Raw genomic sequence first — 16,848 nt, 5'->3', positions numbered from 1 at the left:
GTGTAATGATCAATGAACAAGATTTAAAATACTTACGACGCTGTATTACATTGGCTGAAACTGCATTGCAAACGAATGACGAACCATTTGGCTCTATACTTGTTGCAGCGGATGGAGAAATTTTATTTGAAGACTTTAACCATGTCTCTGGCGGTGACCATACACAACACCCTGAATTTGCGATAGCGCGCTGGGCGGCGAACCACTTATCTGAAGATGAACGCGCTACAGCAACGGTATATACTTCAGGGGAGCATTGTCCAATGTGTGCAGCTGCACATGGTTGGGTCGGTCTTAATCGGATTGTCTACGCAAGTTCATCGGCACAATTGTCACAGTGGTTACAAGAGTTAGACGTCCCGCCTTCTAAAGTTCGACATTTGCGTATCCAAGATGTCATTACTGATACTGAAGTTGAAGGACCTGTAGAAGATTTAGCAGAAGAGGTAAGACAACTGCATTATCGTTTTCATCAACAACAATAAATGTCTGTCTGATTGTAGCAAGCACTTATCTAAATGATGAGTGCTTTTTTCGTTAATATTGGCGAGACTTTAGGTCGACTCCTTAGCTACAGACTACAGGCTAAGACAGTGCCCGCGGAAAGCGTGAACAAAAACTGCCAACAAAGCCAGAAACTATATAGACAGTCTATAGTGATGTAAGACTAAACAATAATATCCCACTCTTATTTTAGAATTTAGACAACAGTTCAACTAAGTCTTTCTAATAATATGGGCAGTGTTTTGAGCCGACTCCTGCGGGAATAGCACTCGCCGCAGACTACAAGCTAAGGCAGTGCCCGCGGAAAGCGTGAACAAAAACTGCCAACAAAGTCAGAAACTATGTCGACAGTATATCACTTGTCTAAGTCTTTGTTTATGAATCGATACGTTGTAATGCTTTTGAAGGGACTTGTTGTTGAGATACTTCTTTATAACTTTGCACTCTATCTAATTTTACTTCTACTTTTAAATAATGATTAATTTTTAATTTATCTGAAAAAGCATTAAATGTAATCATTTTGCGATGACCATTTTTATCTACTGCCTGCTGTTTATACTTATAAACATTGTGTGAATTATCCTGTTTATCAACCTTTGTTGGTTCTTGCGTTTTAATATAATAATTTTCACTTTGTATTAATGGATTAAACTTTGCCAAGTCTGCAACTGCTGAATTATCAGTATGTTGCTCTGCGTAAACCTTCCAAAGAAGCAAAGCACTCCAAACTATTACGATAAAAATAAATATACCTATGATTGATTTGATTAATCGTTTCACATAATACCTCCTAACGTTGTTACTTTCAGTATAAGGAGCTACATGATAAATTTCGACAATATGAAGTGACATTTCAAATGACAATCTTGTCATACGATTTATTTGAAAAGTAAACACTCGCGATTATTCATTAAATGCATTTGCTTATTTCGAAAAGTTCTAATATAATACAAAACGTAATAATTACGATTTAGAAAGGTTTTGATGTTATGGGCAAAATTCCAGTTACGGTATTAAGTGGGTATTTAGGGTCAGGTAAGACCACGTTACTCAATCACATTTTACAAAATCGAGAGGGTAGACGTATAGCGGTAATAGTTAATGATATGAGTGAAGTAAATATTGATAAAGACTTGGTAGCAGATGGGGGTGGTTTGTCACGAACTGATGAAAAATTGGTAGAACTATCCAATGGTTGTATTTGTTGTACATTGCGTGATGATTTGTTGCAAGAAGTACAACAGCTTGTACATAAAGGAAATATTGATCAAATAGTCATTGAATCTACAGGTATCTCCGAGCCTGTGCCAGTAGCGCAGACATTTACCTATATGGATGACGCTTTAGGTATTGATTTAAGTGCGATTTGTACGCTAGATACCATGGTTACGGTCGTCGATGCCAATCGCTTTGTTAATGATATTAACTCAGAAGATTTATTAATTGATCGTAACCAAGGGACAGATGATACAGATGAACGTTCTATTGCAGACTTATTAATTGACCAAGTAGAATTTTGTGATGTACTTATTTTAAATAAAACAGATTTGGTTCACGAAGCGGATTTAACACATTTAGAAAGTATATTGCGACAACTACAACCAACAGCGAAAGTGATTCGTACGGTTAATGCTGAAGTTGATTTGTCTGAGGTATTAAATACACAATTATTTGATTTTGATCAAGCGAGCCAATCAGCAGGTTGGATTGAAGAGTTAACTGAAGGCGGACATAGTACACATACGCCAGAGACTGAAGAATATGGTATTACTTCCTTAGTTTATGATAGACGATTACCATTCCATGCAGAACGTTTTCACGCATGGTTAGAGCAATTACCACAAAATATCGTACGTACGAAAGGCATTGTATGGTTAGCGCAATATAACCAAGTGGCATGTTTGTTATCTCAAGCGGGCTCATCATGTAATATAAGTCCGGTAACATATTGGGTAGCGAGTATGTCACCGGAGGCACAGCGAGACATATTAGCAGACAGACCGGACGTTGTTGAAAATTGGGACGTTGAATACGGTGATCGTCATACACAGTTTGTCATCATAGGTACAAATCTACAACAGGATGAACTTATTCAACAATTAGATGATTGCTTATTGAAACACGATGAAATAGACGGGGCTTGGGATACATTGCCTGAACCATATCAGTGGCAATTGGCACCAGCACAATAATATGCAATTATAAAAGTTGTAAATGGTGCATTATTTTAATTTATAGATATTACATCGTGTGAGATCTACTGTTTTGGGAAATTTTAAAGTGGGAAGATATAGGGTAACTGTTGTGAAAATGAGCCATGTTGACACGCGGCTAATGAATTGAACACAGTAATAGCGAAAGCATAAAAACAAGGTGATATGATGGAATTAGTTGCAGGTATCATAGCAATCTTAATGATTGGTGTTGTCTTTGGCGTAGATGTATTTTTCAGTATCATTGGTGTTCAAGCATTACGTAAATGTAGAGATAAAAGTATGGTAGACGTGTTGGGTCATATACATCAAATAGCAGATAAACGTATGCCTCAATTTGGTACAGTTGGGTTATTTGCTATTGTGGCTGCAGTAATATTTAATGGTGGGCTCCGTGTAGGTAATTTAGAATATGTTATAGCATTTTTACTAATGTTAGGTTATATCTTTATATATAATTTTAAATCTAAACCGATTCATAAAGTTATCACCACTGCAGCAGAAGCACATAAAGTACCTTCTAATTTACGAACAATACAAACGCATTGGGATCGTATTATTATAGGTAGAGCAATATTATTAACTATCGTGATGATTCTTTTGTGTATAGGCATTATGTGACTAGTTATCCACTAAAATGTTTCATACGAAACATTTTAAAAAAGAAGCCCCATTCATTACATGAGTGTAATGAATGGGGCTTCTGTTATATCAATAGAGTCTCTCAACTTAAAACATTAAGATTTTTTAGGTTGTTTGATCATGAGTGTTAAGGCAAATCCAATAAATAATAAAATAGTAGTAAAGATAAAGGCGGCATCGACACCTAAAACTGTAGAATGTTGCATTATATCTATTTTACTTTGGTCTGCATGTGCAACAGCATAATTTTTACGTACAATAGATAAAATAGTAATCATCACAGCAGTGCCGATTGCTCCTGCTATAATACGTAGCGAATTCATGATAGCTGTTCCATGAGAAATATTTTCTGGTTGTAGCGCATTTATACCAATTGTATTCAAAGGCATAATGATGAGTGCTACAGCAAACATTCTCACCGCGTAAATAACTACGATATACCAATAAGGAGTTTCTGTAGTTAAGAAACAATGTAAAATTGTCATAATGATGAGTAAGATAAAGCCTGGGATAGCTAAGATTTTCAAACCATATTTATCGTAAATTTTACCGGTGTAAACAGACATAAAAGCATTGACGACGGCTCCTGGTAAAATAACTATGCCTGATAAAATTGCCGATAAACCTAAACCTGATTGAATATACATTGGGATTAATAAGGCAGGGCCTACAATACCAATAAATAGAATCATTGAACTAAAAGCTGATAACGAAAATGTTCTATTGGCAAAAACTTTCATATTTAATAATGGATTATCGAGTTTAATTTGACGTAGAACAAATATAGCTACAATGATTAAACCAATAATTAAGGATAGTATGACGATGGGTGAGCCAAAGCCAAGATTACCTGCGCTACTAAAGCCATAGAGCATTAACCCAAAACCTAAAGTAGAATAAACGACGGAAGTTTTGTCTAGTTCAGTGTGTTTTGTAGTGTTATTGCTCTCTACAAAGATTGTTCCAATAATAAAGGCAATAATAGCAATCGCTGCTACCACGATAAATGGCGCACGCCAACTAAACGTATCGATTAAAAAGCCGGTTAAAGTAGGTCCAATAGCCGGTGCTGATTGCGCTACAATACCTGTAAGACCCATGGCAAAGCCACGTTTTTCCGGTGGAAAGAGCGTAAAAACAGTAAATTGCATGAGTGGTAATAAGATACCGGCTCCGACTGCTTGTATGATACGTGCAATCATGAGCAAGGTAAAACTAGGAGAAAGTGCGGCGACAATAGAGCCGACTAAAAAAGCACTCATGGCAAAAATATAAAGCGGTCTAGTATGGAATCGATCCATGAGGAAGGCAGTTAGTGGAATCATAATACCATTCACTAACATGAAACCAGTAATCAACCATTGTGCAGTAGTTTCTGTGATTTGTAATCCTGTAATAATGGCTGGTAAAGCTGTATTTAGTAAAGTTTGGTTTAGCATGGCCACAAAGGCACTACTTAACATTACTAAAATTATGGTATTTCTCTTTTTATTAGATAGTATACTATCCGACATGACACATTACCTCTTTTCTAAAACATCACAGTTGTCAATTTTAACTGTTTTTAGTTAGCAAAGCAAACCATTATGTTTAAAAAAATAATGTTAAAATTATTAGAATTTTTTAAAATGGTATCAAACTGTAACTAAAGGACTATAAAACAACAAAAAATTATACCCTTGAATGCTTACAAAGGTATAATATATGGTATTAATTGTCTGTTGATAGCGCAGTATTGATGGCATGGGCATAGCTATACATTTCACTATTATAATTTAACGCATTCATTCTTGAGATTTTAGAAATATCATTGTTACTAAATAGAGATTGTCTCATTGCTGTAGTTAATTCGAGTTGAACACCTTCTCCACGCTTATTTTTATTGACTATATTATTATCAGAATTACCGGAAAGGTGATTAGGTGATTCTTGGACTTCAAAACCTGCGTTGCTAAGCTCGTCTTCAACTCTCGAGATCAATGATTGGTCTTTGCCTCCTATATATGTAACGGGCTCAGTACCCAAAGCTCCGTGTATAGTGACAGAGCGGTTAGCAGTGGATTGCATATGTTGAATAATAGGTTCATCATAATTTGTAGATGTGACATGTAATTCTCCATTATTTGTTGGACGCACACCTTGAAATGAATAATAGTTATAGCCCCCATTGCTCGCGATTAGACTTGCGAGTTGTGAAGTAGCAGGTTCGATACCGCCTCCATGTATAGCAGCAATTAATACATCGCTACCCCGATCCGTAGTCGTGATTTGCCAGTCGCTACCTTCAGTTGTGTTTTCCATGAGTTCACTCATAGAACTAAAGGCATCATCTGCTTTAGCGGTATTGTATGGCAAGATGCTAGTAAGTAGTACAGAAAGAATGCTTATGACGATAAATTTATGTATTAAGAACTTTGGCTTAAGTGAAAAAAATGACATGCTGTGCGTCCCCCATCATTAGTTTGTCTAAAGCTTATCATAATCATATGTAAATAATAAAATATTTATATAAGTTAATAAAATAAATTATTAAATATGAATATGATGTTAATGGTGGGTTAAATTTTGGGTGACAATTTTAATTATGTTAAAGTCAGCAGTGGCTTGTGGTTAGCATGTTGATGTTATGTAATACAAGTTAAGTTTAATTAAGAAGTGTGAACCTATAGCAAAACGGGGATAGATACAACGATAAGTTAAAAGGAGGTTTAATTATGATTAATATCATTTCAGCCATTGGTTCAATTGGGACATTTGTTATGGCATTATTTTATTTTGTTTCTGTGTCTATCCAATTGTATCAAATGAAAATAAGTTTTATTCCAGCATTAGGATTTAACCAAATACTCATTTCGCGAAATGATGGTAGATTAAAAGTTAGAAATATAGAGGATCATAACGAGTTAGAAAATGTAGACTATATCAAACTTTATAATTTAGGTGGCGGAGCTGCCAAAAATATTGAAATAGAAATCTTTATTGGAGAGAACGATGTACTTCAACGTAAACATGTTAGTATGTTGCCAAGTAAAGAAGGTTATTTATTACCGATAAATAATGATGTTTTTAAAGAAATCGATCGTACTTTGAAAAATAATGGCTACGAATCAGATTTACATGTCAAAATAACATATAAACATAATGTTAGTAGAAAACAACAAGAAATCTATCTTAATGCTAAAATAGATAATTTTAATTCATTCGATGACAAGGCCGTTTATGAGTTACAATTTATCAGTAATGAATGACATGTTGGTTGATAATTATGTTGGTGAGTGAGATGACTCATCAACATTTTTACGACTTAAATAAGATGTAATCTAGAGTTATTGATATTTGTTATAATAATAGTGAAATTAAAAGCGTGGAGTGACATAAATGATTAAAGTAAAAGAACCTAATCCAATATATTTAGAGTATGAAGGCGCATCACACGCTGTATTGTTATTACACTCATTCACTGGGACGGTACGTGATGTTAAACTATTAGCTACTAAATTACATAAAGCAGGTTACACTTGCTACGTCCCATCATATAAAGGACATGGAAAAATGCTCGAGGATTTAATGGCTTATACTATAGCCGATTGGTGGCAAGATGCCCAAGATGGTTATGAGCTGTTACAAGACAAAGGTTATGATAAGATCACAGTGTTAGGTGTGTCTTTGGGAGGATTGCTATCCCTTAAACTGAGTGAAACCAAGTCAGTGCATAGTGTCGTTGCGATGTCAGTACCGTATAAAAAGGACGATGCTGGCTTAGCAATGCGTTTAGAAGCATATGGTCGACGTATGGGTGATATTTTAGGCTTAGACCAAACCGAAATAGAACGTCAAGTGGCTGATATACGCTCATACGAAGCGGGATTTGAAATGTTTAAAAATGTTGTAGATAACATTATGCTACAGTTGCCAAGTATCCAAGCACCTATAGTTATTAAATATGGTCAACAAGATGAACCAGCTTATTCTAAAAGCGCACATTATATTTATGAGCATATTGCACATCAACATAAGTCAGTCAAAGGTTATGAAGAGGGTGAGCATTTAATAACGCATGGTAAAGCTCGAGAAGTGGTAGAACAAGATATCATTCGCTTTTTAGCTGAATTACAATAAATAACATCAAACCCTACTATCTTAAGATTGAGTAGGGTTTGATGTTATTTACGCCAAAAAGTCGTGCAGTCTGCCTTGTCATCAATATTAAACTGAATCATGTCTCGTAATAAATCATAATCGATATCTTGTGTCCATTTAATACGGAATAAATTTGGTGTCTGGCTATAGCCTGCTTCAGTAATACGCTCAACAAAAGGTGATAATCCTTGCGCTTCCGGCGTAACAGAAAAATGTTGTTTTGCCACACTAAAACCAATAATAAAAGTACCATGATCTGTAAACATTGGTTGGTTCCATTTGATTGTCGTTTCAAGTTGTGGGAATGTCTCTGCCACCCATGTGAATAATTCAGCAACTTTTGTTCGGTGAGTTTCATTTTCGATAGTTTGTAAAAAAGGATTGAACATTTGCATAACATTCTCCTCCAGTATATATGTCTTACTTATTTAAGGATATTATATAGTAACCAGTAACGTATGACTAGTAGAGAGACATCAGATGTGCAATTAAGCATAATAATAAAATAAGCGATGGTGCCTTTAGGGCAGCCATCGCTATAAATTGAACGTTAATTTTGGTGAGTTTCCGGTTTTGCGTTATTACTTAGGAAATAATCAATAACGAGGCCAACGATTGTTAACACAATAAATGGTATAAGCCATGCTAATTGGATATTTGCTAATGGTAATAAATGATAGAGACTATTGAGTATATTTAATAAGTCATAATCGACAGCTATTTGTAGTACTGAAATGATTAAAGTCACAATGGTTGGAATTATAAAAGTATATTGCATATCAAATTTAATGAAAATACTAAGTAACGAAATCAGTACTAATACGATTGATGTAGGATAAATAAATGTTAACAATGGCACAGCAAATTGTAAGATTAGATTTAAGCCAAGTGTCGACACTAAAAAACCTAAAAGTGAAAAAATCAGTACAAACGATTTATATGAAATCTTTGGAAGTTTTTCCATTGCAAATGCGGCACAGGCATTAACTAAACCAATGCAAGTCGTTAGACAAGCCAAGATGACAATGATACCAAAGATTAAGTTACCAAAAGTGCCAAAAACACGTAATGAGTTAAAAGTTAGTATATCAGTACCATTTTTGAAACCAGGATGTGTGGTAGAAGCGCCGAGATAAGCTAATGAAAAGTAAATAATTACTAATAATAGCGCTGAGATTAACCCGGCTTTAATGACACTTTTAACTAATGTTTTATGATCATTCACACCATTTAATTTAAACATTTGCACAATAACTACCGAAAAGGCGAGTGCAGCTACTAAATCCATTGTGAAATAGCCTTCGAGTATACCTGAGACTATTGGTGTTGATGTGTATTCTCCTCCCGGTTGTTGGACGGAACCTTCAGGGTTAATAAAGACTAACACACATAATAGTGCGATTATAAATATCAGAATGGGTGTTAAATATTTGCCTAAATTATCAATTATACGGCTTGGATAAAGTGCAATGATATACACAATGAAAAAGAAAACAATAGAAAATGCTATAAGTGTCCACTGATTATGTACGGGTAGTAAGTTTTTTGTGCCAATTTCATAAGCTACGTTAGCCGCTCGAGGAATACCATAAAGTGCACCGATTGATAAATAAATGCATATCGCAAAGATTAACCCGAAAATGGGGTGCACTTTATTTCCAATACTCTCTACACCGCCATTTTTATAAGCTACGACAATAACTGTTAAATAAGGCATTAAAATACCAGTTATTGCAAATCCGGCCATCGCTATCCACATGTTACTTTGAGCAGTATATCCGAGCATCGGCGGGAAAATTAAATTACCTGCCCCAAAAAAGAATGAGAATAGCATGAAACCAGATATTAATATTAATTTGTTCATTTCAATTACCTCAATTATTAGAAAAATCAAACTATTTTGATAAAGATAAATCTTGCACAAAACGCATACCAGTATACCATAATTTTAGGGTAAATACAATGAAATTTCTGACAATTATATTGAGCTAAAAGCCAATCTATAGGTTTATTTTTATTATAAAAATATATAAATAATAACTTCTTTAGATTCTATTGTGTTGGATTTTGAAAAATGGTATAGTAGATTCTATGTTTATTGAACGCTTTAACGCAATGAAGTTTTATATATAAAGGATGTTGGAAATGGCTAAACAATCACAATGGAAGACATCGACTGGCTTTATTTTAGCAAGTGCTGGCTCCGCTATTGGACTAGGAGCTATGTGGAAATTTCCATATATGGCAGGGGTAAACGGCGGTGGAGCATTTCTATTAATGTTCTTAATTTTTACCTTGCTCGTAGGCTTACCGTTACTAATTATGGAATTTACAGTCGGTAAAATGGGACAAACGTACACTACTAAGATTTACGAAAAACTAACCGGGAAAAAATGGCTCAATATTATAGGCTGGAATGGTAATTTAGCAGTATTTATCTTATTTGGTTTTTATAGTGTTATTGGTGGCTGGATTATTATTTATATTTGTAACGTGATATATCACATTGTAACGTTACAAAGTAATCAAATTGGCAACTTACAATTCGAAGCACTTATTGGTAATCCATGGCTGACAATAGTTGGACAAGGGATATTTATACTCTTAACGACGGTGATTGTTATGTTAGGGGTAGAAAAAGGTTTAGAAAAAGCATCAAAATTTATGATGCCATTACTCTTTATCTTCTTAATATTAATTGTACTAAAATCATTGTCACTTGATGGTGCGATGAGTGGTTTGCGTTATATTTTAGAACCTCGAGTTCAAGATATTACGGTAGAAGGAATCTTGCTTGCACTAGGGCAATCGTTTTTTACATTATCACTTGGAACAACGGGTATGATTACTTATGCTAGTTATGCCTCGAAAGAAATGACAATCAAAACATCAGCACTTTCTATAGTAGCAATGAATATTTTAGTATCTATTTTAGCTGGCTTAGCAATATTCCCAGCTATATCAGCTTTCGGTTACCAACCGACAGAAGGACCAGGGCTGTTATTTATAGTGTTACCAAAAGTATTTGAACAAATGACTTTTGGTGCAGGGTTTTATTTAATTTTCTTAATACTATTTTTATTTGCAGCGTTAACATCTTCAATTTCGTTGTTAGAATTGAATGTCTCTAATTTTACTAAAAATGATAATACTAAGCGTAAGCGTGTTGCGGTGATAGGTAGTATACTTGTTTTTGCTATTAGTATACCTGCTACATTATCATTTAGTAGTTTGAGTAATATTCAATTTGCTGCAGGGACGATTTTTGATAATATGGATTTCTTAGTTTCTAATATCTTGATGCCAATAGGCGCTCTTGGAACGACGTTAGTGGTAGGACAATTATTGGATAAGGAAGCTTTACGTGATTATTTTGGACGCGATAAATTTAAATTGTTTAGTCCATGGTATTATTTAATTAAATTCATTTTACCTATCGTCATTATCTTGATTTTTATTGTGCAATTTTTATAATGGCACATTAAAGTAACGAGGCTGGGATAGCAATAGATTGCTATCCCGTTTCATATACTGTCGACAAAGTTATACACTTTGTTGGCAGTTTTTTTGTGCACGCTTTCTGCGGGCACAGCCTCAGCCAGTATTCTTCGGCGAGTGCAATTTCAGCAGGAGTCGGCCCAAAGTACTGCCAATATTAAATGAAAATCTTAAACGAACTGTCATGTAAGGTTTATTTACGTTCTAAAACAAAAGTGTGATACATCATTGATTCGTCCCACACCATAGATTGTCGATAAATTACTCGACATTGTTGGAAGATTTTGTGCACGTGTTCCACTTTATCAATGCTAGTCATCCTTGCCGGGTTGGGAGGCTAAAGTTTTTAAATAATACTTGATTGCTGACTACTCCCTATTATCGACAATGAGTGTAACTATCAAAGTGTATTCGGCGATAAAAAACAAACTAGCTATGGTGAGTGACAGACCGCAATATTCATGATAAATTTTTTACAAGCTAACGATAGAGGTAAAAATTAGGGGTGAACATTATGCAATTAGAAAACTATTCTACAAAATATCAGGTGCAGATACAGCAATATGAGTTAACAGAAACACAATTACAATTTACGGACTACCCTAGTAATAATATTCAACAGGCTAGTGACAGGCATCATCCGATTGTGTGTTTCAATCAAGATCGGCATTTAGTTTGCTATTTCGCCTTACAAGAGCACCATGAATTTGAATCCTACACAACACACAGTTCAACATTATTGTTACGTTGTTTTTCTACTGATACACGTTTTTTACATCAAGGATATGCAACAGCAGCTTTGCAACATTTGCCTGCCTTTATTGCCGAATATTATCCACATATAACTAGCATAGTTTTAGGTGTAAATATAGATAATACAACTGCACAGGCACTTTATACAAAATGTCAATTTAAAGATTCAGGCCAACGTGTTCAGTGGCGTAAAGGCACATTAATGATTATGGAATTAGTACTCTCAAAATAAATGAAAACAACGATGGCATCGAACGTTTATATTATATAAGCGTTTGATTTTTTGTTTAGCGAAAGGCTTTAATTGTTTAAGCAAAGCTATTGCTTCATTATAGTTTACGGTGCACTATAAAATTAAATGATATTGAAAAGGGTGACTTAAGATGACTGATTTTTCACAGTTAGAGGACTATATAAATGCGGATCTCGGGACATATAGTGAAGTGAATTTGACTACGTTGAACCATCTTATTCAGCAGTATGTATTACACGTACCGTTTGAAAATATTAATGTGCAAAACAATCAACCTATTGCATTAGATGATGAAAGTATGTTGTACAAAATTATTGTCGAACAACGTGGGGGATTTTGTTATGAGCAAAATCGTTTGTTTCGTAATTTTTTAGCTGCAAAAGGGTTTAGTGTCAAAATGGTAGCAGCAACAATTCATACAGGTGATGGGTGGGCTATGGAAGGTTCACATATGTCACTTATCGTTACTTTGCCAGAGGGAGATTTTGTGGCAGATGTGGGTTACGCAGATGTACCACAACAAGCTTTACCATTATCACAATCAAAAATTGTCGAAGATGTTAATGGTTACTTTAAAATTGAATGGGTAGACCAGATGAATTATCGGTTTTTGAAATATAACGGTAGTGCATGGGTGATACAGTATCAAGCTGCGACTGAATCTCAAACGCTTGCTGATTTTGCTTCGGGTATTGAATTTAATCAATATGATGCACAATCTATTTTTGTACGAGAATTAATTATTAGTAAGGCACTCACAAATGGGCGTGTCACAATGTCTAAACGCAATGTTACGATATCTAAAGGTGAGCATAAGAAAAAAATAGCAATTGATCATACGAATTACCGAACGATGCTAGCACATTATTTTGGTATTGAAAATATTGAAATTAAAACTTTTGACCAGCCATAATTCAAGGCATGTAAAGAAGGTATTAAGGTTTAACGTAATGACGCACGCTGATAAATGGTACTGTAAAAATATAGTGGCGAACAATTGAATTGTATATTTTTAATTAATTTTTAAAATGCTTTGTAATCATAATGTCATCAAAAAAATATACTAATTAACAATTAGGACGTGTATAATATGAAAAGAAAAGAAATGAATTCTAAGTTTTTACAGTATTAGGGAGGCTTATCAAAAGTGCAAAAGAAAATCATTGCGACGGTCATTGGAAGTAGTGCTGTGGCAGCAGTAGCCGCAACACATGCAGAAGGAGCAACGACGTATAAAGTGCAGAGTGGGGACTCACTTTGGTCGATTGCGAATAAATATAATATGTCAGTTTCAAAATTAAAATCACTCAATAACATAACATCTAACGTTATTTTCCCAAAACAAGTATTAACGGTATCAGGGACAACAAGTTCGTCTAGTTCGACAACAACGAGCTCAAATACTACATATTACACAGTGAAATCTGGAGATTCACTATCTTCAATTGCAGTTAAGTACGGCACGTCTTATCAAAAGATTATGAGTTTAAATGGTTTAAATAATTATGTTATTTATCCAGGACAACGCCTAAAAGTTTCAGGATCTACATCAACTTCTACATCTGGCTCAACAAGTTCAAATACATCGACAACATCTTATTATACTGTGAAATCCGGAGATTCATTATCTGCGATTGCAGCGAAGTATGGAACAACTTACAAAAAAATTATGGAGCTTAATGGATTGTCTGATTATTTCATATATCCAGGCCAGCGTTTGAAAGTAACTGGTAGTTCAAGTACTTCTGGTGGTTCTACATCATCAGGTACGAGTTACAAGACGCCAGTGTTTAACCACTCTAATTTGTATGATTGGGGTCAGTGTACATGGCATGTATTCAATCGTCGTGCTCAAATCGGTAAAGGTATTAGCACGTATTGGTGGAATGCTAATAATTGGGACAATGCTGCGCCACAAGATGGTTATACAGTAGATCGTAAACCAACAGTCGGTTCTATTTTGCAAACTGATGCAGGGTATTATGGTCATGTTGCATTTGTAGAACGTGTGAATAGTGACGGCAGTGTCTATGTTTCGGAAATGAACTATAGTGCAGCACCAGGTGTTAAAACATTTAGAACGGTGCCTGCTTCACAAGTAGCAAATCATAAATTTATACATTAAATAAAAAATAGCGTAAACGTAGAGTGTGACTCTAGTGTTTACGCTATTTTTTTATTTCATTGATTTTAATCGCTTCACCGTAGTGACCAATGTACTTGCTAAGGTAAAAGTAGAAAATAATTTTACAAATTTTCGTGGTGATTTTAATGCAGTATAAAAATCTAAAATAGCACCAGTTGTTGAAATGGCCATGCTCGCATAAAGCAGTTTTTTGTTGTTAGAGCGATATGCATACCAATTAAATCCTTCTATCGCAACTCCAGTAAAATTAATGAAATTAGAGACGCGATGTAGTTTTGTTTTTTTAGCCATGATGTTACCTCCATTTATCTGTCGTTGGTGATACTTGTTTATAGTTATGTTGTATGTCTTATTTGATTGCAAGTTGAGCTATTCGCTCAATACTGCAATATGATAACATAACAATACTAACGAATGAAAATATTGTAATTGGAAATAACTAGAAGGTGTGATACGACATGATTACCTGTGTATGTTTAGTAGTGGAAACAGAGTCTGAATTATTACTTGTACAAGCTAGAAATAGAGCTAAATATTATTTCCCGGGTGGTAAAATTGATGAGAATGAAACGTTGACCGCTGCACTCGTAAGAGAACTTGAAGAAGAATTAGGTTTAACTGTAGCGGAACATGAGTTGTATTATCGTAATATTGTTGTTGGTGAGGCCTATCCTCAACCCAATACATTGACTAAGCTGATTTGCTTTAGTACAACCCAAGACATCAATTGGCAGAACATCGAACCTGCAAGTGAAATTACTGATGTACAGTGGATAAAAAAAGATGATGTGACACGTATAGCACCAGCTGTACTAACTTGGTTGCAATCAGAAGATAATGAAAAGAGGAAGTAATATGTATTTTGAAAGTTATCGACCACAATTAATTCAAGATGTAATGGATTTTTATATACAATCCCACGATAGACAGTTTACTAAAACACCCGAAGATAACATTAAATTAGCAGAGCTTGATAATGAACGTTGTCCGACATTGGTCTACAATGATCGTCAGCAGTGCATCGCCTTTTTTACTTTGCATTTTGGTGAAGGGATAAAACCGTATACTACAAATGAACAAGCAGTGTTTTTTCGTTCATTTGGTGTCGACGCGCGTTATCGCAATCTCGGCATTGGTACAGCAGTAATCCAAGCGTTGCCACAATACATACATGAACAATTTCCTATGATTACCGAAATTTATTTAGCGGTCAATGACACAAATGAACAAGCACAACGATTATATGAACGTTGTGGTTATCAATATTGTGGTGAGGGTGAGTTAGAAGACAAACGCGTGTATATTTTAAAACAAATAATAACTTGAATGATGTGTAATGTGTTATGAAAATTGACACACTATGTTACGTTTCATAACGCATTTTTGCTTTTGCACTATCAACGGTATATGCTCCTAAAAAGGAGTGAAGTATATGAATATGTCAGATACATTGTTTGTTTTTCTATGTACATTACTGGTGTGGTTAATGACACCGGGACTAAGTCTTTTTTATGGTGGCTTAGTGCAATCTAAAAATGTTTTAAATACTGTAATGCAAAGTATGTCTGCTATTGTCATTGTAACTTTTGTGTGGGTTTTGGCAGGATTTTCGCTTAGTTTTGGTCAGGGCAATGGGTGGTTAGGAGATTTTAGTTTTCTCGGATTACACAACGTAGGATTTGCTACTCATGAAAGTTTGTCGCCGCATGTGCCATTAGCGTTATTTATGTTATTTCAATTAATGTTTTGTACGATAGCAGTATCGATTTTATCAGGCTCGATTGCTGAAAAAATGAAATTTATACCATACTTAATATTTGTAGGTTTATGGGTATTGCTTGTTTATAGCCCAGTAGCTCATTGGGTATGGGGAGGCGGATGGATCGAACATTTAGGTGCGATTGATTATGCTGGCGGTACAGTAGTACACATTACGTCCGGTGTTTCAGGTTTAGTGTTAGCTGTAATGATTAAGGCTGGACATAATGTAGATAAACGACCTCCGCATAATTTAGTCATTACTTTAATTGGAGGAATCTTCGTATGGTTAGGTTGGTACGGCTTTAATGTTGGTAGTGCATTTACATTAGATAATATTGCTATACTTGCTTTTGTAAATACTGTTTTAGCAGCTAGCGCAGGCGCATTAGGTTGGTCAGTATTAGAATATGTATCTAAAAAAACAACGAGTTTAATTGGGATGCTGTCTGGAATGTTAGCTGGACTCGTGGCAATCACACCAGCAGCAGGCTTTGTTAATTACGCTGAAGCAATAATAATGGCATTAATAGGTGGTGGGTGTTGTTATTTAGTTATTAACTACATCAAAGTTAAACTCAACTATAATGATGCGTTGGATGCATTTGGTATTCATGGTGTTGGTGGTATTGTTGGGGCATTACTAACCGGTGTTTTCCAATCCCATAGCGCAAATCCTACTATTCAAGATGGATTACTGGCAGGAGGAAATTGGCAAGCTGTAGGTAGCCAATTTCTTGCTGTATTCGTAACAATTGTATTTAGTGTGATGATGACATATATACTTGCGCGTTGTATCGGTTATTGGACTCCACTAGCTATGACAAAAGGCGAAGAACAACTTGGTCTAGATGAGACGGTACACGGTGAACAAGCTTATTTTTATGGCGAAATGAATAAGTTCAAGCAACGCCGTTAATGTTGCACTTAGACAAGCAAAA

At 35.0% G+C, this 16,848-nt stretch carries 18 protein-coding genes; 12 read left to right on the top strand and 6 right to left on the bottom strand.

Features of this window, described 5'->3' with window-relative positions; translation table 11 throughout:
- Positions 1-5 precede the first annotated feature (5 nt).
- Entirely contained in the window at positions 6-485 is a 480-nt protein-coding gene (locus tag KA845_RS01520; protein ID WP_103388585.1) for a nucleoside deaminase, read from the top strand.
- Positions 486-879: 394 nt separating this feature from the next.
- On the opposite strand, the gene KA845_RS01515 is transcribed toward KA845_RS01520, so the two are convergent.
- On the bottom strand, positions 880-1,284 hold the full coding sequence (locus tag KA845_RS01515; RefSeq protein ID WP_167868077.1) for a YxeA family protein: 405 nt from the start codon (positions 1,282-1,284) through the stop codon (positions 880-882).
- A 209-nt stretch (positions 1,285-1,493) separates the two neighbouring features.
- Between KA845_RS01515 and KA845_RS01510 the strand changes: the two genes are divergently transcribed.
- A complete protein-coding gene (locus KA845_RS01510; protein ID WP_210127748.1) occupies positions 1,494-2,696 on the top strand; it encodes a GTP-binding protein in 1,203 nt (400 codons plus the stop codon).
- Between the two features lie 186 nt (positions 2,697-2,882).
- The gene (locus KA845_RS01505) at positions 2,883-3,338 is read left to right on the top strand and encodes a hypothetical protein (RefSeq protein WP_156344358.1); all 456 of its coding nucleotides are present in this window, start codon (positions 2,883-2,885) and stop codon (positions 3,336-3,338) included.
- A gap of 116 nt (positions 3,339-3,454) precedes the next feature.
- Here the strand turns inward: KA845_RS01505 and KA845_RS01500 are convergent, their stop codons facing one another.
- Both KA845_RS01500 and KA845_RS01495 read right to left on the bottom strand, forming a co-directional pair.
- A complete protein-coding gene (locus KA845_RS01500) occupies positions 3,455-4,873 on the bottom strand; it encodes an MDR family MFS transporter (RefSeq protein ID WP_210127747.1) in 1,419 nt (472 codons plus the stop codon).
- 196 nt (positions 4,874-5,069) lie between these two features.
- Positions 5,070-5,798, bottom strand: coding sequence for a poly-gamma-glutamate hydrolase family protein (locus KA845_RS01495; protein WP_193325418.1), 729 nt, complete (start codon positions 5,796-5,798; stop codon positions 5,070-5,072).
- A 275-nt stretch (positions 5,799-6,073) separates the two neighbouring features.
- Here KA845_RS01495 and KA845_RS01490 point away from each other — a divergent pair, with 275 nt between their 5' ends.
- Together KA845_RS01490 and KA845_RS01485 are read left to right on the top strand one after the other, a co-directional pair.
- Positions 6,074-6,607 carry a hypothetical protein gene (locus tag KA845_RS01490; RefSeq protein WP_107373794.1) on the top strand — a complete coding sequence of 178 codons (534 nt, stop codon included), beginning with the start codon at positions 6,074-6,076 and terminating at the stop codon, positions 6,605-6,607.
- 130 nt (positions 6,608-6,737) lie between these two features.
- The gene (locus KA845_RS01485) at positions 6,738-7,478 is read left to right on the top strand and encodes an alpha/beta hydrolase (RefSeq protein WP_167868078.1); all 741 of its coding nucleotides are present in this window, start codon (positions 6,738-6,740) and stop codon (positions 7,476-7,478) included.
- 44 nt (positions 7,479-7,522) lie between these two features.
- Here KA845_RS01485 and KA845_RS01480 read toward each other — a convergent pair whose 3' ends face one another.
- Positions 7,523-7,894, bottom strand: a complete 372-nt coding sequence (locus tag KA845_RS01480; RefSeq protein WP_107373792.1) for an iron chaperone — start codon at positions 7,892-7,894, stop codon at positions 7,523-7,525.
- Positions 7,895-8,049: 155 nt separating this feature from the next.
- Positions 8,050-9,363, bottom strand: a complete 1,314-nt coding sequence (gene brnQ, locus KA845_RS01475) for a branched-chain amino acid transport system II carrier protein (RefSeq protein WP_002509932.1) — start codon at positions 9,361-9,363, stop codon at positions 8,050-8,052.
- Between the two features lie 281 nt (positions 9,364-9,644).
- On the opposite strand from brnQ, the gene KA845_RS01470 reads away from it, so the two are divergent.
- The 4 genes from KA845_RS01470 to KA845_RS01455 all read left to right on the top strand — a co-directional run bounded on the left by KA845_RS01470 (position 9,645) and on the right by KA845_RS01455 (position 14,128).
- On the top strand, positions 9,645-10,973 hold the full coding sequence (locus KA845_RS01470) for a sodium-dependent transporter (RefSeq protein WP_167868079.1): 1,329 nt from the start codon (positions 9,645-9,647) through the stop codon (positions 10,971-10,973).
- Positions 10,974-11,511: 538 nt separating this feature from the next.
- Positions 11,512-11,982, top strand: coding sequence for a GNAT family N-acetyltransferase (locus KA845_RS01465; protein ID WP_167868080.1), 471 nt, complete (start codon positions 11,512-11,514; stop codon positions 11,980-11,982).
- A 151-nt stretch (positions 11,983-12,133) separates the two neighbouring features.
- The gene (locus KA845_RS01460) at positions 12,134-12,916 is read left to right on the top strand and encodes an arylamine N-acetyltransferase family protein (protein ID WP_103388575.1); all 783 of its coding nucleotides are present in this window, start codon (positions 12,134-12,136) and stop codon (positions 12,914-12,916) included.
- Between the two features lie 234 nt (positions 12,917-13,150).
- Positions 13,151-14,128, top strand: coding sequence for a LysM peptidoglycan-binding domain-containing protein (locus tag KA845_RS01455; RefSeq protein WP_167868081.1), 978 nt, complete (start codon positions 13,151-13,153; stop codon positions 14,126-14,128).
- Between the two features lie 51 nt (positions 14,129-14,179).
- Here the strand turns inward: KA845_RS01455 and KA845_RS01450 are convergent, their stop codons facing one another.
- Positions 14,180-14,440 carry a hypothetical protein gene (locus KA845_RS01450; RefSeq protein WP_021459301.1) on the bottom strand — a complete coding sequence of 87 codons (261 nt, stop codon included), beginning with the start codon at positions 14,438-14,440 and terminating at the stop codon, positions 14,180-14,182.
- 167 nt (positions 14,441-14,607) lie between these two features.
- Between KA845_RS01450 and KA845_RS01445 the strand changes: the two genes are divergently transcribed.
- The 3 genes from KA845_RS01445 to KA845_RS01435 all read left to right on the top strand — a co-directional run bounded on the left by KA845_RS01445 (position 14,608) and on the right by KA845_RS01435 (position 16,826).
- The gene (locus KA845_RS01445; RefSeq protein ID WP_167868082.1) at positions 14,608-15,003 is read left to right on the top strand and encodes an NUDIX hydrolase; all 396 of its coding nucleotides are present in this window, start codon (positions 14,608-14,610) and stop codon (positions 15,001-15,003) included.
- A gap of 1 nt (position 15,004) precedes the next feature.
- Positions 15,005-15,475 (top strand): GNAT family N-acetyltransferase, encoded by a 471-nt coding sequence (locus tag KA845_RS01440; RefSeq protein WP_151508175.1) that lies wholly within the window; start codon positions 15,005-15,007, stop codon positions 15,473-15,475.
- A gap of 106 nt (positions 15,476-15,581) precedes the next feature.
- The gene (locus KA845_RS01435) at positions 15,582-16,826 is read left to right on the top strand and encodes an ammonium transporter (RefSeq protein WP_151508176.1); all 1,245 of its coding nucleotides are present in this window, start codon (positions 15,582-15,584) and stop codon (positions 16,824-16,826) included.
- Positions 16,827-16,848: the final 22 nt, after the last annotated feature.

The organism is Staphylococcus sp. GDX8P114P-2 (assembly GCF_017892945.1).
GTDB lineage: Bacteria > Bacillota > Bacilli > Staphylococcales > Staphylococcaceae > Staphylococcus > Staphylococcus arlettae.
Note: the sequence above shows the minus strand (reverse complement) of the source record. Positions and strands in the feature narration are given on the sequence as shown.

Bases quoted from the DNA above. Each gene is read 5' to 3' on its own strand.
- KA845_RS01520 (WP_103388585.1), top strand. From the start codon at position 6: ATGATCAATGAACAAGATTTAAAATACTTACGACGCTGTATTACATTG.
- KA845_RS01510 (WP_210127748.1), top strand. From the start codon at position 1,494: ATGGGCAAAATTCCAGTTACGGTATTAAGTGGGTATTTAGGGTCAGGT.
- KA845_RS01505 (WP_156344358.1), top strand. From the start codon at position 2,883: ATGATGGAATTAGTTGCAGGTATCATAGCAATCTTAATGATTGGTGTT.
- KA845_RS01500 (WP_210127747.1), bottom strand. From the start codon at position 4,873: ATGTCGGATAGTATACTATCTAATAAAAAGAGAAATACCATAATTTTA.
- KA845_RS01495 (WP_193325418.1), bottom strand. From the start codon at position 5,798: ATGTCATTTTTTTCACTTAAGCCAAAGTTCTTAATACATAAATTTATC.
- KA845_RS01490 (WP_107373794.1), top strand. From the start codon at position 6,074: ATGATTAATATCATTTCAGCCATTGGTTCAATTGGGACATTTGTTATG.
- KA845_RS01485 (WP_167868078.1), top strand. From the start codon at position 6,738: ATGATTAAAGTAAAAGAACCTAATCCAATATATTTAGAGTATGAAGGC.
- KA845_RS01480 (WP_107373792.1), bottom strand. From the start codon at position 7,894: ATGCAAATGTTCAATCCTTTTTTACAAACTATCGAAAATGAAACTCAC.
- brnQ (WP_002509932.1), bottom strand. From the start codon at position 9,363: ATGAACAAATTAATATTAATATCTGGTTTCATGCTATTCTCATTCTTT.
- KA845_RS01470 (WP_167868079.1), top strand. From the start codon at position 9,645: ATGGCTAAACAATCACAATGGAAGACATCGACTGGCTTTATTTTAGCA.
- KA845_RS01465 (WP_167868080.1), top strand. From the start codon at position 11,512: ATGCAATTAGAAAACTATTCTACAAAATATCAGGTGCAGATACAGCAA.
- KA845_RS01460 (WP_103388575.1), top strand. From the start codon at position 12,134: ATGACTGATTTTTCACAGTTAGAGGACTATATAAATGCGGATCTCGGG.
- KA845_RS01450 (WP_021459301.1), bottom strand. From the start codon at position 14,440: ATGGCTAAAAAAACAAAACTACATCGCGTCTCTAATTTCATTAATTTT.
- KA845_RS01445 (WP_167868082.1), top strand. From the start codon at position 14,608: ATGATTACCTGTGTATGTTTAGTAGTGGAAACAGAGTCTGAATTATTA.
- KA845_RS01440 (WP_151508175.1), top strand. From the start codon at position 15,005: ATGTATTTTGAAAGTTATCGACCACAATTAATTCAAGATGTAATGGAT.
- KA845_RS01435 (WP_151508176.1), top strand. From the start codon at position 15,582: ATGAATATGTCAGATACATTGTTTGTTTTTCTATGTACATTACTGGTG.